Origin of the sequence: Streptomyces flavofungini (genome assembly GCF_014650815.1) — a bacterium.
GTDB classification, from domain to species: Bacteria; Actinomycetota; Actinomycetes; order Streptomycetales; family Streptomycetaceae; genus Streptomyces; species Streptomyces flavofungini.
Window position 1 is genome coordinate 128,037 of sequence record NZ_BMVR01000009.1, and the last position, 22,063, is coordinate 150,099.

The 22,063-nt window shown below is 73.6% G+C and carries 21 protein-coding genes; 11 read left to right on the forward strand and 10 right to left on the reverse strand.

Translation table 11 applies throughout. The annotated features are described in order from the left end of the window. The first annotated feature begins 15 nt into the window (after positions 1-15). From kynU to IE274_RS24040, 5 genes are all read left to right on the forward strand, one after another. Positions 16-1,326 (forward strand): kynureninase, encoded by a 1,311-nt coding sequence (kynU, locus tag IE274_RS24020; RefSeq protein WP_190117940.1) that lies wholly within the window; start codon positions 16-18, stop codon positions 1,324-1,326. Positions 1,327-1,530: 204 nt separating this feature from the next. Further along, positions 1,531-2,451, forward strand: a complete 921-nt coding sequence (locus tag IE274_RS24025) for an alpha/beta hydrolase family protein (protein WP_190117941.1) — start codon at positions 1,531-1,533, stop codon at positions 2,449-2,451. 175 nt (positions 2,452-2,626) lie between these two features. Continuing rightward, positions 2,627-4,093, forward strand: a complete 1,467-nt coding sequence (locus tag IE274_RS24030; RefSeq protein ID WP_190117942.1) for a sensor histidine kinase — start codon at positions 2,627-2,629, stop codon at positions 4,091-4,093. Further along, a complete protein-coding gene (locus tag IE274_RS24035) occupies positions 4,090-4,770 on the forward strand; it encodes a response regulator (protein ID WP_190117943.1) in 681 nt (226 codons plus the stop codon). The genes IE274_RS24030 and IE274_RS24035 overlap by 4 nt, the downstream gene beginning before the upstream one ends. 101 nt (positions 4,771-4,871) lie before the next feature. Beyond that, positions 4,872-6,104, forward strand: coding sequence for a cytochrome P450 (locus IE274_RS24040; protein WP_190117944.1), 1,233 nt, complete (start codon positions 4,872-4,874; stop codon positions 6,102-6,104). A 21-nt stretch (positions 6,105-6,125) separates the two neighbouring features. Here the strand turns inward: IE274_RS24040 and IE274_RS24045 are convergent, their stop codons facing one another. Together IE274_RS24045 and IE274_RS24050 are read right to left on the reverse strand one after the other, a co-directional pair. Beyond that, complete coding sequence (locus tag IE274_RS24045; protein ID WP_190117945.1) at positions 6,126-7,757, reverse strand: ABC transporter permease; 1,632 nt, start codon at positions 7,755-7,757, stop codon at positions 6,126-6,128. Continuing rightward, positions 7,754-8,683 (reverse strand): ABC transporter ATP-binding protein, encoded by a 930-nt coding sequence (locus tag IE274_RS24050; RefSeq protein WP_190117946.1) that lies wholly within the window; start codon positions 8,681-8,683, stop codon positions 7,754-7,756. The genes IE274_RS24045 and IE274_RS24050 overlap by 4 nt, the downstream gene beginning before the upstream one ends. A gap of 94 nt (positions 8,684-8,777) precedes the next feature. Between IE274_RS24050 and IE274_RS24055 the strand changes: the two genes are divergently transcribed. Next, positions 8,778-9,329 carry a GbsR/MarR family transcriptional regulator gene (locus IE274_RS24055; protein ID WP_190117947.1) on the forward strand — a complete coding sequence of 184 codons (552 nt, stop codon included), beginning with the start codon at positions 8,778-8,780 and terminating at the stop codon, positions 9,327-9,329. A gap of 154 nt (positions 9,330-9,483) precedes the next feature. Here IE274_RS24055 and IE274_RS24060 read toward each other — a convergent pair whose 3' ends face one another. Beyond that, positions 9,484-10,323: a diacylglycerol kinase family protein gene (locus IE274_RS24060; protein ID WP_229909764.1), complete on the reverse strand. Its 840-nt coding sequence runs from the start codon at positions 10,321-10,323 to the stop codon at positions 9,484-9,486. 174 nt (positions 10,324-10,497) lie between these two features. On the opposite strand from IE274_RS24060, the gene IE274_RS24065 reads away from it, so the two are divergent. Then, positions 10,498-11,781 carry an adenylosuccinate synthase gene (locus tag IE274_RS24065; RefSeq protein ID WP_190117948.1) on the forward strand — a complete coding sequence of 428 codons (1,284 nt, stop codon included), beginning with the start codon at positions 10,498-10,500 and terminating at the stop codon, positions 11,779-11,781. Here the strand turns inward: IE274_RS24065 and IE274_RS24070 are convergent. From IE274_RS24070 to cyaB, 3 genes are all read right to left on the reverse strand, one after another. Next, entirely contained in the window at positions 11,774-13,345 is a 1,572-nt protein-coding gene (locus IE274_RS24070) for a substrate-binding domain-containing protein (protein ID WP_190117949.1), read from the reverse strand. The two genes, IE274_RS24065 and IE274_RS24070, sit on opposite strands and share 8 nt — an antisense overlap. A gap of 186 nt (positions 13,346-13,531) precedes the next feature. Next, a complete protein-coding gene (locus IE274_RS24075; RefSeq protein WP_190118157.1) occupies positions 13,532-15,436 on the reverse strand; it encodes a serine/threonine-protein kinase in 1,905 nt (634 codons plus the stop codon). Positions 15,437-15,672: 236 nt separating this feature from the next. Continuing rightward, a complete protein-coding gene (gene cyaB / locus IE274_RS24080) occupies positions 15,673-16,227 on the reverse strand; it encodes a class IV adenylate cyclase (protein ID WP_190117950.1) in 555 nt (184 codons plus the stop codon). Between the two features lie 37 nt (positions 16,228-16,264). On the opposite strand from cyaB, the gene IE274_RS24085 reads away from it, so the two are divergent. Next, positions 16,265-16,366, forward strand: a complete 102-nt coding sequence (locus tag IE274_RS24085; protein WP_190117951.1) for an acetyltransferase — start codon at positions 16,265-16,267, stop codon at positions 16,364-16,366. Here the strand turns inward: IE274_RS24085 and IE274_RS24090 are convergent. Together IE274_RS24090 and IE274_RS24095 are read right to left on the reverse strand one after the other, a co-directional pair. Continuing rightward, complete coding sequence (locus IE274_RS24090) at positions 16,356-16,805, reverse strand: MarR family winged helix-turn-helix transcriptional regulator (RefSeq protein WP_229909795.1); 450 nt, start codon at positions 16,803-16,805, stop codon at positions 16,356-16,358. The two genes, IE274_RS24085 and IE274_RS24090, sit on opposite strands and share 11 nt — an antisense overlap. A 134-nt stretch (positions 16,806-16,939) precedes the next feature. After that, complete coding sequence (locus tag IE274_RS24095; protein ID WP_229909765.1) at positions 16,940-17,536, reverse strand: DJ-1/PfpI family protein; 597 nt, start codon at positions 17,534-17,536, stop codon at positions 16,940-16,942. Positions 17,537-17,686: 150 nt separating this feature from the next. On the opposite strand from IE274_RS24095, the gene IE274_RS24100 reads away from it, so the two are divergent. Both IE274_RS24100 and IE274_RS24105 read left to right on the forward strand, forming a co-directional pair. After that, complete coding sequence (locus IE274_RS24100) at positions 17,687-18,304, forward strand: DUF4956 domain-containing protein (protein WP_190117954.1); 618 nt, start codon at positions 17,687-17,689, stop codon at positions 18,302-18,304. Continuing rightward, positions 18,301-19,098, forward strand: a complete 798-nt coding sequence (locus IE274_RS24105) for a VTC domain-containing protein (RefSeq protein WP_190117955.1) — start codon at positions 18,301-18,303, stop codon at positions 19,096-19,098. The genes IE274_RS24100 and IE274_RS24105 overlap by 4 nt, the downstream gene beginning before the upstream one ends. On the opposite strand, the gene IE274_RS39610 is transcribed toward IE274_RS24105, so the two are convergent. After that, positions 19,046-20,614 carry an ATP-binding protein gene (locus tag IE274_RS39610; protein WP_229909766.1) on the reverse strand — a complete coding sequence of 523 codons (1,569 nt, stop codon included), beginning with the start codon at positions 20,612-20,614 and terminating at the stop codon, positions 19,046-19,048. The two genes, IE274_RS24105 and IE274_RS39610, sit on opposite strands and share 53 nt — an antisense overlap. Continuing rightward, the gene (locus IE274_RS24115) at positions 20,614-21,381 is read right to left on the reverse strand and encodes a response regulator transcription factor (RefSeq protein ID WP_229909767.1); all 768 of its coding nucleotides are present in this window, start codon (positions 21,379-21,381) and stop codon (positions 20,614-20,616) included. Before IE274_RS24115 ends, IE274_RS39610 begins: the two co-directional genes overlap by 1 nt. Positions 21,382-21,505: 124 nt before the next feature. On the opposite strand from IE274_RS24115, the gene IE274_RS24120 reads away from it, so the two are divergent. Further along, the gene (locus tag IE274_RS24120; RefSeq protein WP_190117956.1) at positions 21,506-22,045 is read left to right on the forward strand and encodes a hypothetical protein; all 540 of its coding nucleotides are present in this window, start codon (positions 21,506-21,508) and stop codon (positions 22,043-22,045) included. Positions 22,046-22,063: the final 18 nt, after the last annotated feature.

The window sequence follows — 22,063 nt, forward strand, 5'->3', positions numbered from 1 at the left end:
TCTGGGATGTCTGGGATGTCAGGGAAGTTCGAGGCGCGGAGGTTCGAGGTGTCGGAGACGAACGCGGTGGCGGAGCCGGAAGCCGAGTACGCGCGGCTTGCCGCTGCCGCCCTCGTCCTGGACGGCAAGGACGAACTCGCCCACAAGCGGGCGGAGTTCGTCCTCGACGACACCGTCTATCTGGACGGGAACTCGCTGGGCGCGCTGCCCCGCAACGTCGAGGCCCGGGTCGTGGACGTCATCACCCGCGAGTGGGGGCGGATGCGCATCCGCTCCTGGGAGGAGAGCGGCTGGTGGACCGCGCCGGAGCGGATCGGCGACCGGATCGCCCCGCTGATCGGCGCCGCCCCCGGACAGGTCGTCGTCGCCGACTCGACGAGCGTCAACCTCTTCAAGGCGCTGGTGGCGGCCGTGCGCATCGCGCGTCAACGGCCGGGGGGCGCGGGTTCCCCGGACGAGGGGCGCGACGAACTCGTCGTCGACGCCAGCACCTTCCCCACGGACGGGTACATCGCCGAGTCCGCCGCCCGCCTCACCGGCTGCCGCCTGCTCGCGGTCGCCCCGGCGGACGTCCCCGGCGCCCTCGGCCCGCGTACCGCCGCCGTCCTGCTCAACCACGCCGACTACCAGTCGGGGCGCCTGCACGACCTGCCCGGGCTGACCGCCGCCGTGCACGCGGCGGGCGCCCTCGTCGTCTGGGACCTGTGCCACACGGCGGGCGCGCTCCCCGTCGGCCTGGACGAGCAGGGCGTGGACCTGGCCGTCGGCTGCACCTACAAGTACCTGAACGGCGGCCCGGGTTCGCCCGCCTACCTCTACGTGCGCCGCGCGCACCAGCCGCACTTCGACTCGCCGCTGCCCGGCTGGAACTCGCACGCCGAACCCTTCGGGATGCGCTCCGCGTACGAACCGGCCGCCGGTGCCCTGCGCGGCCGCGTCGGCACCCCCGACATCCTGTCCCTGCTCGCCCTCGACGCCGCGCTCGACGTGTGGGAGGGCGTGTCCATGGCGGCCGTGCGCGCCAAGTCCCTCGCCCTGACGGACTTCTTCCTGGAGTGCGTCGCCGCGTACGTCCCCGCGGGCCGCGTCGAGGCGGTCACGCCCGTCGCGCACGCCGAGCGGGGCAGCCAGGTCGCGCTGCGCTGCCCGGACGCCGCCGACGTCATGAAGCGGCTCGTCGACCGGGGCGTCGTCGGCGACTTCCGCGCGCCGGACGTGCTGCGCTTCGGGTTCACGCCGCTGTACGTGTCGTTCGCCGACGCCGAGCGGGCCGCGCGGGTCCTCGCGGACACACTGGCGGACGGGTCGGGGGGCGGCGTGTCCTAGGGCCTGCCCGATGGCCTGTCCGAGCCGGGGGGTGCCGTGGGGTCGCTGGATGGGGCGGTACCTCGGGCCCTGCGGCGCGCACGTCGGTCGGATCCTGATACCGTCCGGCAAATCTGGATCATGGTACGAACGCCCGTCGGCCGCCGGACAGTTGCCGCCGGTGGCCGACGGGCGGCCGCTGGCCGAGTTTGAGAGGGTTGCCGCATGCCGGACGACGCCGCCGTGGCCCGCGATGCCGCCGAGCAGGATTCCGCGTTCGCACATCCCGCGGCCCCGCCCGACGCCACCGCCCCGTACGGTCCGCACGCGGACCAGATCGTGGACTTCTACGCCCCGCGCGGCGCCGCCGACCGCCCCGCGCCGCTCGTCGTGCTGCTGCACGGCGGCGCGTGGCGGGCTCCGTACGACCGCGCGCACGTGTCACCGTTCGCGGACTTCCTGGCCCGCCGTGGCTTCGCCGTCGCCAGCGTCGAGTACCGGCGCGGCACCGCGGGCGGCCTCGTGCCCGCGCAGGGCGGCGGCGACGGGCCGGTCGCCGGGCGCTGGCCCGACACCCTCGACGACGTGGCCGCCGCGCTCGACGCGCTGCCCGGCCTGGTCCGCACGGCCCTGCCCGCGGCCGATCCGCACCGGGTCGTCCTGACCGGGCACTCCGCCGGGGGCCACCTCGCGCTGTGGGCGGCGGCCCGGCACGTCCTGCCGGAGGGCTCGCCGTGGCACCGGGAGCGGCCCACCCCGCTGCGCGGCGTGGTGGCGCTCGCCCCGCTCGGCGACCTGCGGGTGGCGGACGAGCTGGGGGTGTGCTCCGGCGCGGTGCGCCAGTTCCTCGGCGCCACCGGTTCCGGCGCGGACGCGGCCGACGCCGACGCGCGGTTCGAGGAGCGCCTCGCGCACGCGGACCCGGCGGCGCTGCTGCCCACCGGCATCGCCACCACCGTCGTCCAGGGCCGCACGGACATCGTCGTGCCGCAGGCCGTCTCGGAGGCCTACGCGGACGCGGCGGCCAAGGCCGGTGAGGTGGTCGGCCTGACCCTGCTCGAGGACGTGGGGCACTTTCCGCTGATCGATCCGGCGGCGGACGCGTGTGCGGTGGTGGCCGAGGAGATCGCGCAGCTGGCGTTCTGAGGGTGCGGGTGGGACGTGCTCCGGTGGGTGTCCCCTCCGATGGGTGTCCCGTGCGGGTGGGACGGGTCCGCGCCGATCGTGCTCCGCGCTCGTCGCGTAGTACCTGCGACGGACCTCCCCGAACCCGTCCCGGAGGGGACGCCGCCCCCCACCCCCGCCCCGTACCGTCTATCGCGTGACCGAGAAAACGCGCAGCCCGGAGTTCCACCTCGCGCAGAACGCCCTCCAGGGCCTGCGCACGGACCTCTTCCACGACGCCTTCGCCTACCGACCGCTCCCTCCGCTCAGCCCGAGCGCCGCACTGGTGCAGTGGCTGCCGGGGCGGATACGCAGGTTCGCGGTGTGGTTCCCGCACGCCGTGGTGCTCGCGATGGCGGGGTTCACGCTGATGATCACGTACGCGGCGTCGTACAGCGGCTTCGGCGCCAGTAACGAGGCCGCCGGGATCGTGACGTCCGTCATCCCGGCGGCGACGGTGGCCCTGACGCTGGTGCGCCCGCTGCTCGCGTGGTGGCTGTCGTTGCTGGTGACCCCGTTCCTGACGGCGGTCACCAGCGGCACCGACTACCCGTGGTCGCCGGGCTCCTTCGCGGGCCACATCGCGGTGATGATGGTGGTCGCGGCCCGCACCCGCCCCCGCACGGCGGCCTGGATGTGGGTGATCACGGCCCTGTACTCGCTGGTCGCGGAGAGCGGCGGCACGAGCTACGGGTCGAACAGCGGCTCCCTCGTGGTGGTGAGCGGCCTCGCCGTCGCCCTGGTCACCCTGGCCGCCGCCAACTTCAACACCCGCCGCGAGGTCGTCGCGGAGCGCACGGTCACCGCCGTGGAGCGGGACAAGCGCACGCTCCTCGAGGAGCGGACGAACATCGCCCGCGAGCTGCACGACGTCGTGGCGCACCACATGTCCGTGGTCGCCATCCAGGCGGAGGCCGCCCCGTACCGCGTGGAGAACCCGCCGCCGGAGCTGGCGCAGGCCTTCGCGACGATCCGCGAGAACGCGGTGATCGCCCTGACGGAGCTGCGCCGCGTCCTCGGCGTCGTCCGGGCGGAGGACTACGAGGCCCCGGACGCCCCGCAGCCCACCCTCGCCGACATCGGCCGCCTGCTCGACAACGTTCGCGACACCGGTCTCGCCGTGGAGAAGGTCGTCACCGGCGCGGCCCGCGAGCTGCCGCAGGGGGTGGAGCTGTCGGCGTACCGCATCGTGCAGGAGGCGCTCAGCAACAGCCTGCGGCACGCGCCGGGCGCGACGGCCCGGGTGGAGATCGGGTACGTGCTCGGCGGGCTCGGCCTGCGGGTCGTGAACGGGCCCGCGACCGAGCCGGTCAAGCCCTCGCCGGGCGCCGGGCACGGCATCACCGGGATGCGGGAGCGGGTGACGATGCTCGACGGCGAGATGACGGCCGAGGAGACGGCGGACGGGGGGTACGAGGTGACGGTCTTCCTGCCGGTGCCGCTGGACACCCCGAAGGTCGCGGAGCCCGCGCAGCCCGTGCCCGCGCAGTCCGTGCCCGCGCAGTCCACGGGCGCCCCGAAGGTCCCTGCGGCCACCCCCGACACCACCGAGACCCTCTCCCTCGACAAGCCCGGCACCGGCACCACCGGCTCCGCCCGTCCCGCCGGAGGTGACCCCGCATGACCCGGACCATTCGTGTCCTGATCGCCGACGACCAGATGATGGTCCGCGAAGGCTTCTCCGTGCTGTTGAACGCGATGCCGGACATCGAGGTCGTCGGTGAGGCGGTGAACGGGCGGGAGGCCGTCGAGCGGGTGCGTGAACTCGCCCCGGACGTCGTCCTGATGGACATCCGGATGCCCGAGCTGAACGGCATCGAGGCGACCCGGGAGATCGTCGCGGACGCCCGTGTCGAGACGAAGGTGCTGGTCCTGACGACGTTCGACCTGGACGAGTACGTGTACCAGGCGCTGCGCGCGGGCGCCTCCGGCTTCCTGCTCAAGGACGCGTCGGCCCGCCAACTCGCGGACGGCGTACGGGTGGTGGCCGCCGGCGAGGCCCTGCTCGCGCCGAGCGTGACGCGTCGCCTCATCACGGAGTTCTCCAAGCTCTCGGACAACCCCCGGCTCGCGGCGTCCGCGCAGGCCCAGGCGCAGTACGGCGAGCTGACCGAGCGCGAGACGGAGGTTCTCGTCCTCATCGCGCAGGGTCTGTCGAACGGGGAGATCGCCGCCCGTCTCGTCGTCGCCGAGTCCACGATCAAGACGCACGTCAGCCGGGTCCTGGTGAAGCTCGGCCTGCGCGACCGGACGCAGGCCGCGGTGTTCGCGTACGAGGCGCGGCTGGTCACGCCGGGCTGAGGGGCGCCGGGGGCGGGGGCGTCCGGGCGGCGGTGTCCGGGCGGCGGCGTCCGGGCGGCGCGGGGCTGGTCACGTGCTGCGCGCGCGGCTAGCGTCCGACCATGGCAGACCCGGAAACCGCCGCCCCCAGCGCCGCCTTCGACCCCTGGTCACCCGCGTTCGTGGCGGACCCCTACCCCGCGTACGCCGCCCTGCGCGCCGGGGGCCGCGCGCACTACTACGAACCCAGCCGCCAGTACCTGATCCCGCGCCACGCGGACGTCGCCGCCCTGCTGCGCGACCGCCGCCTCGGCCGCACCTATCTGCACCGCTTCGGCCACGAGGACTTCGGCCGCGAGGCGCCGCCGCCCGAGCAGGAGCCGTTCCACGTCCTGAACGACAACGGCATGCTCGACCTGGAGGCCCCGGCGCACACCCGCATCCGCCGTCTGGTGGCGAAGGCGTTCACACCGCGCACGGTGGAGCGCCTTCGCCCGTACGTGGAGGGGCTCGCGGACGAGCTGGTGCGGGGGCTCGTGGCGGACGGGGGCGGGGACCTGGTGGCGCGGGTCGCCGAGCCGCTGCCGGTCGCGGTGATCGCCGAGATGCTGGGTGTGCCGGAGGCGGACCGGGGGCCGCTGCGGCCCTGGTCGGCGGACATCTGCGGGATGTACGAGCTGAATCCGGGGGAGGAGACGGCGGCTCGGGCCGTGCGCGCCTCGGTGGAATTCTCGGCGTACCTGCGGGAGTTGATCGCCGCGCGGCGCAAGGAGCCCGGCGACGATCTGATCAGCGCGCTCATCGCCGCCCACGACGAGGGCGACCGGCTCAGCGAGCAGGAGCTGATCTCGACCTGCGTGCTGCTCCTGAACGCGGGCCACGAGGCGACCGTCAACGCAACGGCCAATGGCTGGAACGTTCTTTTCAGTCACCCGGAACAGCTCGCCGCCCTGCGCGCGGAGCCGGAGCGACTGCTGCCCACCGCCGTCGAGGAACTCCTGCGCTACGACACGCCGTTGCAGCTCTTCGAGCGGTGGGTGCTCGACGACATCGAGGTCGGGGACACCGTCATCCCGCGCGGCAGCGAGGTCGCGCTGCTCTTCGGGTCCGCCAACCGGGACCCGGCCGCGTTCACCGCCCCCGACACCCTGGACCTGGCCCGCGCCGACAACCCGCACATCTCCTTCAGCGCGGGCATCCACTACTGCGTCGGCGCGCCGCTCGCCCGCATCGAACTCGCCGCTTCCATGGGGGCGTTGCTGCGCCGCGCGCCGCGGCTGCGGCTCGCCGCCGAGCCGTCGCGGCGGCCGAACTTCGTGATGCGGGGGCTCGGGGAGCTGCTCGTCACCTGTTGATGCCGAGCAGCGGGGGACCGGTCAGCCGGTCGCCAGGTCCCTGCGGCGCAGCCCCGCGAGCCCCGCCGCCGTCAGGGCCACCGCCACCCCCGTGAGCAGCAGCACCGGGCTCCACGCCAGGTCCTGGCCGGGCAGCTTCGGCAGGTGGGAGAACGGCGAGAGGTTCATCAGGGGCTGGGGCAGGTCGAGGGCGGGGCCGATCCAGCCGATGAGCAGCGCCAGGCCCGCCACGCCCCAGGCGCCGACGGCCAGTTGGGGCGAGACGCCGTGCAGCAGTACCGCGAGGGAGCCGAGCAGCCAGATCGCGGGGAGCTGGACCAGGCAGGCGCCGACGATCGGCCCGAAGTCGTGCCCGTACCCGAGGCTGAGACCGCAGGCCGCGAGCAGCATGATCAGTGTGGCGCCCGCGAAGGCCACCGCGAGGTGGCCCGCCGCCCAGCGCAGCCTGCCCACGGCGTTCGCGAGCACCGGCTCGGCGCGCTGCGAGGTCTCCTCGCCGTGCAGCCGCAGGACGGAGGCGACGATGTAGAGCGCGCCGACCATGCCGAGGATGCCGACCATCGCGGCGAGGAAGGCGTCGGTGAGGCCGGTCTGGCCGCCCATGCGCCCGATGATCTCGCGGGTGTTCTCGTTGTCGCCGACCAGGTCGGTGGCGCCCTCCGTCAGGCCCCCGAAGACGATCCCGGCGGCGAGGAAACCGAGGCTCCAGCCGATGACGGCACCGCGCTGCAGCCGCCACGCGAGGGCGCCCGCCGTGCCGAGGCGGCCGTGCGCGGGCCCCGGCCGGGACGGCAGGAAGCTCATGCCGACGTCGCGGCGCCCGGCGAGTTCGTACGCCCCGATCGTCTGAACGGCGATGGCGCCCGCGAACAGCAGCAGCACCCACCAGCGTTCGGCGCCGAACGACCGCATGTTCTCCAGCCAGCCGACCGGCGAGAGCCAGGTCAGGAGCGAGGAGCCGTCGGCCGTCGCGGAGTCACCGGCCGCGCGCAGCACGAACGCGGCGCCGAGCAGCGCCGAGGTGAGGCCCTTGGCGAGGCGGGCGCTCTCCGTGAACTGGGCGACGATCGCCGCCATCGTCGCGAACACCATGCCCACCCCGGCGATGCCGAGCCCCAGCGCGAGCGCACCCGCGCCGCCCTCGCCCGCGAGCCCGGCCGCGACGAGCAGGCCGAGCAGGGCGTTGGCGACGAGCGCGGTGAGCAGCGCCGACGTCAGCGGCGCGCGACGGCCCACCATGGCCGAGGAGATCATCTCCTGGCGGCCCGTCTCCTCCTCCTCGCGCGTGTGCCGGACGACGATGACGAGGCTCATCACGGCGGCGAACACCCCGGCGAAGGCGCCGACGCGCCACGCCGTGAGCCCGCCGAAGGACTGGTCGAACACCGGCCCGTAGAGGGCGCGCAGGGAGGCGTTGGTGGCGAGCGAGTCCATCAGGTCGGCGCGCTGGGCCGTCGTGCCGTACACCTCCTTGAGGGTGTTCGGCATGCTCAGGACCATCATCGCGATGACGACGAGCCACACCGGGACGATGACGCGGTCGCGGCGCAGCGCCAGGCGCAGCAGCGGCCCGGTGCCCGCGAGGTGGCCGCGGCCGCCGGTGCGCCGTGCGGGCGCGGGGGACGCGGGCGGCGCGGTGGTCACGGCGGTCATCGCGTCATCGCCTCCGCTGCCTGCCCGGCGCCCGCCGTCGCCACGTCGTCCTGGTAGTGCCGCAGGAACAGCTCCTCCAGGGTGGGCGGCGTGCTCGTCAGGGACCGTACGCCGGACTCGGTGAGGGCGCGCAGGACGGCGTCCAGCTTGTCGGTGTCGACCTGGAGGGCGACGCGGTGGCCCTCGATCTCCAGGTCGTGCACGCCCGGCAGCCGCCCGATCCCGTTCGGGGCGGCGGCGAGTTCGGCGCGGACGCTGGTGCGGGTGAGGTGGCGCATGTCGGCCAGGGAGCCGGACTCCACGGTGCTGCCCTTGCGGATGATGCTGACCCGGTCGCAGAGGGTCTCCACCTCGCTGAGGATGTGCGAGGACAGCAGGACGGTACGGCCCTCCTCGCGGGCCCGGACCACGCAGCTCTGGAAGACCTCCTCCATCAGCGGGTCCAGGCCGGACGTCGGCTCGTCCAGGATCAGCAGCTCCACGTCCGACGCGAACGCGGCGACCAGGGCGACCTTCTGCCGGTTGCCCTTGGAGTAGGCCCGGCCCTTCTTCGTCGGGTCCAGCTCGAACCGCTCGATGAGCTCCGCCCGGCGGTCCTTGTCCAGGCCGCCCCTCAACCTGCCGTACAGGTCGATGACTTCGCCGCCGGAGAGGTTCCGCCACAGGGTGACGTCGCCCGGCACGTACGCGAGCCGCCCGTGCAGCTCCACCGCGTCGTGCCAGGGGTCCTTGCCGAGCAGTTGCGCGGCGCCGGAGTCCGCCCGCAACAGGCCGAGCAGGACGCGGATCGCGGTGGACTTGCCGGCCCCGTTGGGCCCGAGGAAGCCATGGACCTCGCCGCGCTCCACGTCGAGGTCGAGGCCGTCCAGTGCGTGTGTCCGGCCGAACGACTTGTGCAGCCCGGAGACGGTGATTGCCTTCGTCATGTTTTTGAACGTACGGTACTTTCACAAATTTGTGAAGTTAAGGAACTGTATAAACTTGGGGTGCGCGGGGGCGAGCTGGGGAGATGATCTACGCATGACCAGGGACGACAAGGGCGGCACGGGCACGCGGGCCGAGGGCGCGAGCGGGGGCGACGCGGCGGGCCGGGCGGAGGACCTGGCGGCCGCCTCCCGCTTCACCGAGCAGTTCGCCGCGCAACTGGTCTGGGCCGGGATGCCCCGGATGCCCGCGCGGGTCTTCGCCGCGCTGCTCGCCTCCGACTCCGGCTCGCTCACGGCGGCCGAGCTGGGGGAGCGGCTGCACGTGAGCCCGGCGGCGGTGTCGGGGGCGGTGCGCTATCTGACGCAGCAGTACATGGTCGCCCGCGAGCGGGAGCCCGGTTCGCGGCGCGACATCTTCCGGGTGCACAGCAACCAGTGGTACGAGGCGCTGGCCAACCGCGACTCCGTCCTCAAGCGCTGGGAGTCCGCCCTCCGCGACGGCATCACCAGCCTCGGCCCCGACTCCCCGGCGGGCCACCGACTGGAGGAGACCCTCGCCTTCTTCGAGTTCGTCCAGGGAGAACTGGCCGGCATGATGACCCGCTGGCGCACCCACAGAGAATCCCTCTTCGGCCCGCCCCGCTGACCCGCTTGTGGTACTCGCTGTGGGCAGCCGGTCCGCCCGGAGGGCGATGGGGGTGCCCCCTGCCGAGCGAAGCCGAGAGCTCGGGGGAGGGCGGGCACAGCCCGGGCCGACGGTGCCATGACGTCCAGGGCGGGGCGCCCCGACGCGGGGGACCTCACCGGGGCAGCACAAGCCCCCAAGCCTGCGCCCGCACGTGCCACGTCCGGCTCCGCACCGGACCCGTGACCACCGCGTCCGCCCGGTACCGGAAGTCCGGCCCCGACACCGTCACCGATCGGGCCCGCGCCCGCACGGGCGCGACCTCCGCCCCGACGGACGCCGGATGCACCTCGACCCGCGCGAACCCCGCCCCACCGGGCCGCACCCGCACCCCCTCGACGGGCTGGTCGAGGTCGACGAGCGTCACGCCGTCGGCCTCGACCCGCAGCCGCGAGGGCCCACCGGCCGCGACCCGCGAGGGCCGCACGGCCAGCGTCCGCACGAGCGACTGGCAGGTCCGCAGCCACGGATGCCGCTCCGCACCCCCGTCCGCCCCGGCGTCCAGGCCGCTCCCGGCCGCCACGGGCGGAATGAGCACGTCCCCCACGACGACCCCGTCCCGGTCGTCGACGAGCAGATCGAGCCGCCGGGGCGCCCCCTCAAGGACGGCCCGCGCCGCCGCGACGGCCCCGGCGGGCACCCCGAGCGCCCGGGCGAGCCGGACGGCGGACGCGGCGGAGCCGACGGGAACGACGGACAGGACGGCGGACGCGAGCGCCCGCTCCCGGTGCAGCACACTGACCGCCCGCAGCAGCGCGGCATCGTCGCCCACCACGACGGGCCGCCGAGCCCCCCGCCTGACCAGCGCTTTCGTGAATTCCTCAGGGCTTTCAGGCAGGCACACCCTGACGCCCGCGCCCGCGCCAAGCACGTCCTTGGCGATGCGTACGGACTCCCCGTCCGTGCGCCGGGCGACCGGGTCGATGACCACCAGAAGCTGGTCGCGAGCCGACACGTGCGCCCTTTCTTTAGGTCTCGGGTAGCATCTTTGTGCAAGAGCCCCTTGCGCTATTGCGCCAGGGGCTTCGTCTATTCCGGGGCAACCAAGGCACACCCACATCGGCGGCCGACGGCCTGTCGCTGTGGCCCCTGACCTTGGACATGCCCCGCCCGGAAGGGGTGTACGCCTGTGCCCGCACTCGTGCTGCTCGGTGCTCAGTGGGGTGACGAAGGCAAGGGAAAGGCCACCGACCTGCTCGGTGGCTCCGTGGACTATGTGGTGCGTTACCAGGGCGGCAACAACGCCGGCCATACGGTTGTCGTAGGCGACCAGAAGTACGCGCTGCATCTCCTCCCTTCCGGGATCCTCTCGCCGGACTGTGTCCCGGTCATCGGCAACGGAGTCGTCGTCGACCCGTCGGTCCTGCTCTCCGAGCTGAGCGGTCTGAACGAGCGCGGCGTCGACACGTCGAAGCTGCTGATCAGCGGTAACGCGCACATCATCACGCCGTACAACGTGACGGTCGACAAGGTCGGTGAGCGCTTCCTCGGCAAGCGGAAGATCGGTACGACCGGCCGCGGCATCGGCCCGACGTACGCCGACAAGATCAACCGCACCGGCATCCGCGTCCAGGACCTCTACGACGAGTCGATCCTGAAGCAGAAGGTCGAAGCGGCCCTGGAGCAGAAGAACCAGCTCCTGACGAAGGTGTTCAACCGCCGCGCCATCGAGGCCGAGCAGATCGTCGAGCAGCTCCTGGAGCACGGCGAGAACATCAAGAGTTACGTCGCCGACACCACGCTGATCCTCAACAACGCGCTCGACGAGGACAAGGTCGTCCTGTTCGAGGGCGGCCAGGGCACGCTCCTGGACGTGGACCACGGCACGTATCCGTTCGTCACCTCGTCGAACCCGACCGCGGGCGGCGCCTGCACGGGCACCGGCGTCGGCCCGACGAAGATCAGCCGCGTCATCGGCATCCTGAAGGCGTACACCACGCGCGTCGGCGCGGGCCCGTTCCCGACGGAGCTGTTCGACAAGGACGGCGAGGCGCTGCGCACCATCGGCGGCGAGCGCGGTGTCACCACCGGTCGGGACCGCCGCTGCGGCTGGTTCGACGCCCCGATCGCCCGCTACGCGACCCGCGTGAACGGTCTGACGGACTTCTTCCTCACCAAGCTGGACGTCCTCACCGGCTGGGAGCAGATCCCGGTCTGCGTCGCGTACGAGATCGACGGCAAGCGCGTCGAGGAACTCCCGTACAACCAGACGGACTTCCACCACGCGAAGCCGATCTACGAGACGCTGCCGGGCTGGTCCGAGGACATCACCAAGGCCCAGACCTTCGCCGACCTGCCGAAGAACGCGCAGGGTTACGTGAAGGCGCTGGAGGAGATGTCCGGCGCGCCGATCTCCGCGATCGGCGTGGGCCCGGGCCGCACCGAGACGATCGAGATCAACTCGTTCATCTAGCCGAGCGGCTGCCCGGCGCTCCGCCGGGCAGCTCGGCGCAGGCCCGCAGTCCCTCGGGTGTCGCGCACGGCAGATGGCCATGGGTGCGGATCACGTCCTGGCCACTGCCGCGCGCGTACGCGAGGAAGCTGGACGCGAGCGAGTCGGCGGGCGGCTGCCCGTAGGTGTAGGCGTACTCGATCTCGCGGTACGGGTAGCCGCCGTCGTCGGCGAGGCCGTCGGCGGACGGCGCCCGGCCGCCGAGGGACAGCCGGTGCAGGCCCTTGAGGTCGGCGGCGGCGCGCAGTTCGCTGTAGCCGAGGGCGCCGGGGATGCGGCCGACGGCGTCCAGGACCTGCTCGGTGGAGTCGAGTTCGCAGCGGGTGACGGGGGCGCGGGCGTCGTCCTTGCGCACGCAGTCGTTGGACGACGCCTTGATCTCGAAGTCTCCGTGGAGCAGGCGGCGTTGCAGGGTGTCGCGGGTGCCGGAGCTGGAGCCGCGGCTGACGAGGACGACCTCCTGATCGGCCCCGCCGAGCTGCTTCCAGTTCCGGATCTCGCCGCGGTACAGCCGCCGCACCTGCGGCAGCGACAAGTCCCGCAGCCGCACACCGTCGTTGACGACGAGCGCGTACGCCGACACCGCCACGCGGTGCTCGACGAGCCGCGGATAGCCGTCCGACTTGGGCCCGTCGGACAGGGCGATCAGCGCCGGTGACTTCTTCGCGGTCCGCGCCGACCGCGCGCCCTCCGCGTCGAGTTCGCGTATCCCCGCCGTGCTGCCGTGCGCGTCGACGCTGATCGAGGCGCCGGGGCAGTCGTCCTCGTACTTCTCCTTCAACTCCTCGGCGACGGGCCGGAAAGCCGTGGACCCGACGACGGTCAACTGCCCCGTGGCGCACTCGATGGGCGTCGGATCTTCCTCGCTCACCAGGATCATCGCGGCGAGCGTGACGACGGACGCGGTGAGCAGCGCCGTCAGGATCTTCGCGGGACGGCTGAACAGCGGCGGCTTGTCGTCGGGTGTGGTGGACCGGTTGGGCTGCACCTCGCCCGCCTGGATGCCGCCGGACACGGTGATCTCGCGGCCGACGGCGCCGCCGGTGAGCAGGACGAGCAGCTTGTAGTGCTGGCCCCGGTTCAGCGGGACGCGCGGGATGTACACGGTCGAGCCGTCGGAGCGCAGCCCCGCCGCCGGGGTGAAGTGCTCCATCAGGTGGTCGGCACCGGCCTGCGCGGTGACGGCGAGCCCGCGCACGGTGCGGCCGGTGAACACGGCGGTGAGGCCGTGCAGGGCGCGCCCCGTGTAGTCGGCGTCGCTGATGGACTGCGAGCCGTCGTTCTCCACGCGAAGCAGCACCAGCGTGGCGTCGGACATCTCCGGCGTCTCGTCGAAGAGCCCGAGCCGCGCGTTCGCCCCGCCGGTGCGGACGTTGTCGCCGATCGCGGTGTCCATCTGCACGCGATAGCCGATGCGTTTGCGGCGCGGCACGCGGCGCTCGTACCAAATGGCCCCCAGCGTGGCGAGCAGCCCGAGCGCGGCGGTCAGGACAGCGACGACGTTCTCGGGGCTCAACCAGTCCACGCCCGCACGCTACGGAGCCGCCCCGGCGCGCGGAACGCCCGGACCGGGGACTTCGCCCTTCCGCCCCCGGACGTTCGCCGCCGGTTCAACCAGCCTGCCGCACTGCCCGGTCGCCCTTGCTGTCAGCTTCCCCTGCCGTCAGCTTCCCCCGCTGCCGTCTTCCCCTGCTGCCGTCTTCCCTTGGTGTCAGCTTCCCTTGGTGTACGACAGCGCGCGGGTGCCGTCGGTGTTGACGCGGTGCAGTTCGCCGCTCGGCAGGATCGTGACCACGGTCGGCTTGCCGGGGTCGCACGCGGGGGGCCCGCCCACGGTGACCCGCGTCGGGCCGATGGTCAGCCGGTCCTCGCTCGCGGACTCCAACTCGCCCTGGAACACGCAGTGGTAGGTGCCGCCGCCCTCCAACGGCCCGTCGGCCGTCATGGACAGGACCGTGTCGCCCTCCTCGCCCTGCTGAATGGTCAGCTGACGCGTGCTGAGCCCGGCGTCGCCGGTGACCGTGCCGTTCCAGGTGCCGAGGAACTTGTCCGGCACCGTCTTGTCCGAGACGGCGGACGTGGACGGCGAGGGGCTCGGCCCGGAGTCGGACTCCGACGGGCTGCCGGGCGTCGTCGGCGCGCTGCTCTCCCGGTTCTTGCCGTCGCCGCCACCACGCGCCTTCGGGTCCCCGTCGTCCCCCTTCATCGTCGCGTACACCGTGCCGCCCGCCCCGAGCGCGACGATCAGCGCCACGGCGACGAGCAGCGCGGTGGACCGCCCGCTCCGCCGCGGCGGCTCGCCTTGCGGCATGCCGTACGGGGGTGTGGGGCCGTAGGGCGGGGTGGAGCCGTACGGGGGCTGCTGCTGGTGCGGATACCCGTAGCCGGGGGCTTGGTGGGGGTAGGCGTAGGCGGGGGAGCGGGCGGGGGTGTGCGCGGGCGGCGGGGTGTGGGCCGGGGTGGGCGTGGGGGCCGGTGGGAGGCCGCTGACCATGGTGGGGAGGTGGTTCACCGGGGCGTGGCCGGGGGTGCCGGGCGGGGGCGGGGTGTCCTCGCCGGGCGGGGGCGTCCGGTCGGGGTGGGCGGGGGGTGCGGCGGGCGGGGGCCCGGCGTCGGGGGCTCCCTGTCCGGCCGCCGCCACTCCCGCTGCCTGCGGGGTGGGCCCACCGGACTCCGACGGCGCCCCGGCCGACCCCTCCGGCTCCTCGATCTCCAGCAACTGCACGGCGTGCCGCCCGAGTTGGGCGACCAGCGCCGCGGGCAGCCAGGGCTCCAGGGACTTCCCCTCGGAGAGGGTGTCCTCCGCCCCGGTCCGGGCAAGTATCTCGTCAAGGGACGGCCGGTCCCCCGGCGCCTTGGCGAGGCAGTGCCCGACCAGCTCCCGCAGATTCTCCGGCAGCGCCTCGAGGTCGGGCTCCTCCTGCGCGATGCGGAACATCAGCGCGTGCACCCCGCTGTTGGCGGTGCCGAACGGCAGCGCCCCCGTGGCCGCGTACGCGAGCACGGACCCGAGGCAGAAGACGTCGCACGCCGAGGTGACCCGGTCCCCCCGCACCTGCTCGGGCGCCATGAACCCGGGCGACCCGACGAGCGCCCCGGTCCGGGTGAGCCCCCCGTCCGTGACGGTCTCCAGGGCCCGGGCGATCCCGAAGTCGATGACGCGCGGCCCGTCGATGGTGACGAGGACGTTCGACGGCTTCAGGTCGCGGTGGATGAGCCCGGCGGCGTGGATGTCCTTGAGGGCGTTGGCGAGCCCGGCCGCGAGGATGTTCACGGACCGCTCGGGCAGCGGCCCGTGGTCGTGCGAGACGACGGCCTGCAGCGAGGGCCCGGCGACGTACCCCGTGGCGACCCACGGGATGTCCGCCTCCGTGTCGGCGTCGAGGACCGGCGCGGTCCAGGCCCCGCCGACGCGCCGCGCGGCCCCCACCTCCTGCCGGAACCGCCCCCGGAACTCGTCCTGCGCGGCCAGTTCCTCGCGGACCAGCTTGACCGCGACCGTGCGCCCCCGGTCGGAGCGGGCCAGGAACACCTGCCCCATGCCGCCCGCGCCGAGCCGCGCGAGCAGCCGGTAGGCACCGATTTGCTGCGGATCCCCCGGGCCGAGTTTCTCCATGGCCATCGGCGCCGCCCTCCCCCTGGTTTTCAGCCACCGTGGTACGGCGACCCTGTGTGCATCGCCGTGCGACAGACCGAGGAGTCTACGGGCCGTCCGTGCAGTCCGGCAGGCGCTCCCCGTGTCCGTATAAGCCCACATCATGGGCGCCTTATCCGCAGCCGTCGACGGAATCTGTGACACATCCGTGAGACGGCGGGCACCCGCGCCGGGCCTTCGCCGTGGCCTGGTCCGGATCAGCCGCGCCGCGCGGCCACGGCGCCCGTGTACGTCTCCACCGTCAGATCCTCCGCGCCGATCCCCAGCCCGGCGAGCACCGCACGGACATCGTCGAGAGCCGCAGCCACCTGGTCCTCGTCGACGAGGGTCTCGACCTCCAGGAAGGTGCCGTCGATCTCCGGCACGCGCACCAGGGTGGCGAGCATCTGCCGTCCGTGCGCCTCGAAGGCATAGTTCCGGCACCGCTTCTCGAACGCGATCAGCTCCACATGTCCGAGCCCCCGCAGAATCGCGTGCGCCTCCTCGGCGTCCTCGACGCGCGTCTCGTGCTCGGGCTTCGAACCGGACTCCTCGTCGACCGCCGCGCCTTTGTACGTGAGCACCGTGCGCGTGCCGTCCCCGCCGTGCACGGTACGCACCCGCAGCTCCTCGCCCGCCCTTTCCAACGAGCCGTCCGGCCGGTCGTAGTACGTGTCCCGGTACACCTCGACCCGCGCCGTCGCGCGCTCGTCCAACTGCCGCACGACCCTCTTGGGCTCCCGTACGCGTGCCTTCAACTCCGCCTCGATCACCTGCGGTTCCCTCCTCGTCGAGCGTTCCCACCCCAAGGTGCGCGCGCTGTACGAGGGGTGGGGGTACGAGTGGTTCGGCGAGGTGCTGCCGTTCAGTGACTCGCCGCTGTACGACGCGCTCGTGCTGGCTAGGGCTTGACGGCCGCCTCCAGGCTCGCGAGGACCTCGGAGAGGCGTTCCAACACCTGTGCGGTTTGCGCGAATTGTTCCTCGCCGAGGGCTTCTTTGAGCCGGGCGGCGAGGTCGGCGTGCGCGGGCTGGATCCGCTGGACGGCGGCGCGGCCCTCGGCGGTGGGGGTCAGCAGCTTGGCGCGGCGGTGCGCCGGGTTGGGCGCGTACTCGGCGAGTCCGTCGCGCACCAGGAGGTCCGCGATGCGCTGCACGCTCTGCCGGGTGATGCCCATGGTGCGGGCGATCCCGGCGACGGGCTGCGGTGCGCGCAGGACCGCGCCGAGGACCTGCCACCAGGCGGCGGTGAGTCCGGCCGGGCGGGCCATCTCCTCCGACACGGAGAGGAACTGGCCGTTGAGGCGGAAGACGCCGAGGGCGGTGCGGGTGAGCAGGTCCTGCTCGGGCAGGCCGACGACGCCCTCGCCGACCGTGACGTTGACGACGGGCTCGCCGACCGCGTTGACGACGGGCTCGCCGACCGTGACGTCGGCGGCGGGCTCGCCGCTGTGGACCGGCTCACCACCGTCCCGCTCCGTGCCGCTCATGATTCGAGGGTCTCGTACGCCGTCGGGTCCGAGTCGTGGAACAGCCGGTACCAGGCGTCCAGCTTCTCGCCCTCGAACGCGCCCATCCGCTTGAGGACTTCGCGGGCGAACGCGACGGGCTCGGTCGGCCCCGCCGTGATCAGGTCGCCGTCGGTGACGGCGTCGGTCTCGACGTACCGGTCCGCGCCCTTGTAGCCGGTCGCGTCCAGGTAGAACGACACCGCGCTGGTGTGCGCCCGGTCGTCGAGCAGCCCTTCTCTGGCGAGCCCGGCGGTGGCCCCGCAGATCGCGGCCACGGGCACGCCCGCGTCGAGGAACGCGCGGGCCGCGCGGGCGAACGGGGCGAGCGAGTCGCCCGTGTCCCACAGGTCCCCGCCGGGCAGGATCAGCAGCTCGCTGTCCTCGGCCCGCAGCTCGTCGAGGGTCAGGTCGGGCTGGATGCGGACGCCGCCGACCGTGGTGACGGCCTCGCGGGTGGCGGCGACGGTACGGATCCGGTGCCCCGCGCGGGCCAGGTAGGCGGTGGCGTAGCCCGTCTCCCAGTCGGCGAGGGCGTCGTAGACGGCGAGGTGAACGGTGGTCGTGGCGCTCATGGTGTCCTCCATGGTGTCACTCGGTGTCGTTGTAAGGATGCTGTCATGATGACAGTATTCTGTCAATGAATTCCGGGCGCGCGATCTCCGCCACAGCGCTTAACCCGCACCAGCGGCCCCCTTAACCGACCCCGCCCTAACGTCCCGGCCATGGACTACTCGACCCTCTCCGCGCACCTCGGCCTCGACCTCGTGGCCGTCTCGCTGCTGACGTTCGCCGTGTTCTGCCCACGGCACCGCAGGCGCGAGCTGGTGCCCGCCTATCTCGCCCTGAACGTCGCGCTGTTCGCGGTCGTCGCGGCCCTGTCGGAGGCGTCGGGCGGCGGCGGCCTCGCGCTCGGGTTCGGTCTCTTCGGCGTCCTGTCGATCGTCCGGCTCCGCTCCGACCCGGTGCGCCACCAGGAGGTCGCGTACTACTTCACGACGCTCGTCCTGGGCCTGCTGTGCGGGCTCCCGGGCCTCTCGCTGCCGCTGGCCGCGGGCCTCTCGGGCGTGCTGCTCCTGGTGATGTACGTCGGCGACCACCCACGCCTGTACGCCCGCGACCGGCGGGCCCTGGTGACCCTGGACGCGGTGTACCGGCAGGAGGACGCACTCCGCGCCGAGCTGACGCGACGACTCGGCGAGCCGCTCGGCTGGACGGTCCAGGAGGTCGACTACGTACGGGACCTGATGGTGCTGGAAGTCCGCTTCCGTCAGCCGGAACCTTTGCCCCACGATGGGGAGTTCGTACGAGTGACCCCGCCGTACGCCAAGGAGGCCGCGTGAAACCCGCCGTACGTGCCCTGAGCCGTGCCGCGCTCGCCGCGCACCCCGTCTCGCTCGACGAGCTGAACGTCCGCGCGGAACTGCTCGCCCGCTACGACAACAGCTATCTGGTCCCCGTCGACATCTTCGAGGACTTCGCGGCGCTGCTCACCGACCCGCGCCGCGCGGGCGGCGCGTTCCGCGCCCTGAGCATCGGCGGCCGCCGCTCGTTCGGCTACCTCTCGACGTACTACGACACCCCCGCCCTGCGCACGTACCACGACCACCGCCAGGGCCGCAGACTCCGCTACCGCGTCCGGGAACGCCTCTATCAGGACAGCGGCGAGCGGCAGTTCGAGATCAAGCTGAAGACCGGCCGCGGCGAGACGGTCAAGCACCGGCAGCGGATGGAGGGCGCCGACCACGCCCTCGACGACGCCCGCCGGGGCTTCCTCGCCGGGGTGCTGAGGGGTTCGTACGGCATCGAGGCCCCGCACGGCCTCACCCCCTCCCTCGTCACGGACTACCGCCGCGCGACGTTCGTGGCCGACGGCCAGCGCGTGACGTGCGACGCGGCGCTGGTGGTGCGGGACGTGGCGACGGGCCGCACCGCCTCGGCCGACAGCGGCCTCGTCCTCGTGGAGACCAAGACCCGCGGCCGCCTCACCGAGGCCGACCGCGTCCTGCACCGCTACGGCCTCCGCGCCGCCGAATTCACCAAGTACTGCGGCGGCTTCGCGGCCGTCCGCCCCGACCTCGGCGTCAACCGCTGGGCGCGGGCGGTCCGGACGGTGTTCCCGCGAGCGGGAAGGTGAGGGTGACGCGGGTCGGCGCCGCCTCGATGGCGAAGACCCCGCCCGCGTCCTCGGCGGTACGCCGGGCGATGTCGAGCCCGAGCCCGGTCGACCCGCCCCCGCTGGCGCCGCGGGCGGTGGCTTCCGGGTAACCGTCGGGGAACCCGGGCCCGTCGTCGGTGACGGTGAGCCGGGCGTCCCCCGCAGCCGTGACCCCGACGGTGATCCGGAAGGCGGTGCCGTGGGGGGTGTGGTCGAGGACGTTCCCGATGAGGGCGTCCAGGGCGGCGGAGAGTTCGTCCGGGGGGACGGGGACGGGTATCTCCTCGGGTTCGTCCGGGAGTTCGTCCGGGGGTTCGGTCGGGAGGGCGGGGACGGATGCCGCTTTCCCGCTGTGGTGCGGTCCGCCGGGCAGCCGTGCCGGGGGGCGGCAACTGTCCGGCGCACTGCCTGTACCCGCTGCGGGCGGCTGGGCCGCCGAGAGCTTGGGGGAGGGTGGGCACAGCCCAGGTCGGCGGCGCCCCTGACGTTCGGAGCCGCCACGTACCGGGACGTCCACCAGAAGCCCCCGGCTCTGGTCCTCGGCCAACGGCGCCCAGAACGCCGCACGTGCACGCGCAACGGCGGCAAGATCGGCGCACGCCGCGCCCCGCAGCGGCAGCCGGGCCCGCCGGATCACGTCGTCCACACTGCGCTCCAGCGCGGCCACGTCCCCGGCGATCCGCCGGGCCTCCCGGGGGTCCCGCAACGACTCGGCGTCAAGACGCAGCGCGGCGACCGGCGTCCGCAGCCGATGCGCGAGGTCGGCGGCGTTCTCGCGGGCGTTCTCCCGCTCGGCCCGGAGCAACTCGTCGATGCGCCCGGCAAGCCGGTTCAACTCACCCGCGACAAGCCGGAGTTCCGGCGGCCCGTCGGGCACGGCCCGAGCCGTGAGGTCCCCGGCGGCAAGCCGGTCGGCGGTGCGGGCGAGCCCCCGCGTCGCCCCCACGAGCCGCGCCCCCAGCCGGTCGGCGAGCAGCAGCCCGAGCAGCACGAGCCCCACCCCGATCCCGGCGAGCACGAGCCAGGACGTGAGCGTACCGGCGTACAACTGCCGCTCGGTGAGCGTGACTTGGACGACGGCGGTGCCGTCGGCGGCCCCGTGCACGGGCACCAGTACCTGACGCCCGCCGCCCGCGGGTTCATAGGTGAACGCCCGCCCGGTCCTGGCGAGCCGAACGGCATCGGTGACGGCGCCGCGCGAGCCGCCCCCGGAGCCGGATCCGGGCCCGACGACGGTCCCGTCCCCGAGGACGAGCGACGTGCGCGGCAACCCGTCCCCGTTGACCCCGGCGACGGTCTGCTCGGCGGTCGGCCGCTCCCCGGCCGAGGCGAGCACGGGCCCGATCGCATGGGCCACCCACTGCGCGCGGGCGGTGGCCTCGGCGGTGGCGCGGTCGGCGGCGTGGTTGCGGGTGAGGAGGGTGAGGGGGACGAGCAGGGCGGTGAGGACGAGGGCGGTGGTGGCGGCGGTGAGCAGCAGGAGGCGCCGCCGCATCAGAGGGGCCCGTCCGGCGCGGGCCTGTCCGGCGCGGGGTCGTCCGGCCCGGGACCGTCCGGCGCGGCACCATCCGCCGTGGGACCGTCCGGCGCGCTGAGCTTGACGCCGACCGTACGCACGGTGTGCAGATAGCGCGGCGCCAGCGCCGTCTCGCCCAACTTCCGCCGCAGCCACGACAGATGGACGTCCACGGTCTTGTCGGCGCCGCCGAGCGGCTGGTGCCAGACCTCGGCGAGGAGTTCACGCCGGGAGACGACCTGGCCCGCGCGGCGGGCGAGATGGGCGAGCAGGTCGAACTCGCGGGGCGTGAGGTCGACCGGCGCCCCGTCGAGGCGCACCTCCCGGGCGGCGACGTCGACGCTGAGCCCGCCGACCCGCAGCGGCTCCGCGCCCTCCGTGCCCGCGCCGAGCCGCCGCAGCACCGCCTTCACCCGGGCGTCCAACTGCGCGGCGCCGAACGGCTTCACGATGTAGTCGTCGGCGCCGTCGCCGAGCACGGCCACCATCTCCGGTTCCTCGTCGCGGGCGGTGGCGACGATGACGGGTACGTCGCTGACGGCCCGCAGCATCCGCAGGACCTGGGCGCCGTCCACGTCGGGCAGGCCGAGGTCGAGGACGACGAGGTCGGGCCGGTGGGTCACGGCCGCGTCGAGCCCCGCCATGCCGGTGGGGGCGGTCGCGACGGCGTGGCCCTTGTCGCGCAGGGCACGCACGAGGGCGCCGCGCAGTTGGGGGTCGTCCTCGACGACGAGCAGGTGGGCCATGCGGCCACGGTAACCAGGGGTGCACCGGGAATCGGCCGCCGATTCACGCCGGATCACGCTCCCTGGGCCGACCTTAACCGGGCTTTTAACCGGACGTTAGGGAACGCCGGGAGAGAGTGTGCGGGTGGGCAAGTGGTGGAGTGCCGCGGGTACGGCGGCGTGGGTGGCGGTCGGCACGGCGGCCGGGGCGCTGGGCGCCTGGCAGTTGGCGAGCGCGGATTCCGGCGGGGCCGCCCACAGCAGGCCCCTGGACGAGGGGGCCGTGCGGCGTGCCCTTGCCGACACCCCGGACTCCCCGTCGGCCTCCCCCTCCCCGAGCCGTCCCCCTTCCCCGTCCCGTTCCCCTTCCCCGACCCGTTCCCCCTCCCCCTCCCGTTCGGGCTCGGCCGAGCCGACCGGGCGGGCCGTGGAACGGTCGACGGTCCGGTTCACCGGCGGCACGGCGACGGTGGAGTGCCGCCCCGACGGCACCGTCCGCCTGGTCTCCTGGAGCCCGGCCGACGGCTACCACATAGACGACGACGTCAGCCGCGGCCCGGCCGCCGCGACCCGCCTGGAAGCCGAGGCCAACGACGACGACGAACGGGACGACCTGACGTACGAGATCCGCTGTACCCCGACCGGCCCCCGCGCCCGGGCCGTCCCCGAAGCGGACGACGACTGACCGCCCGTTCTCCCGCAG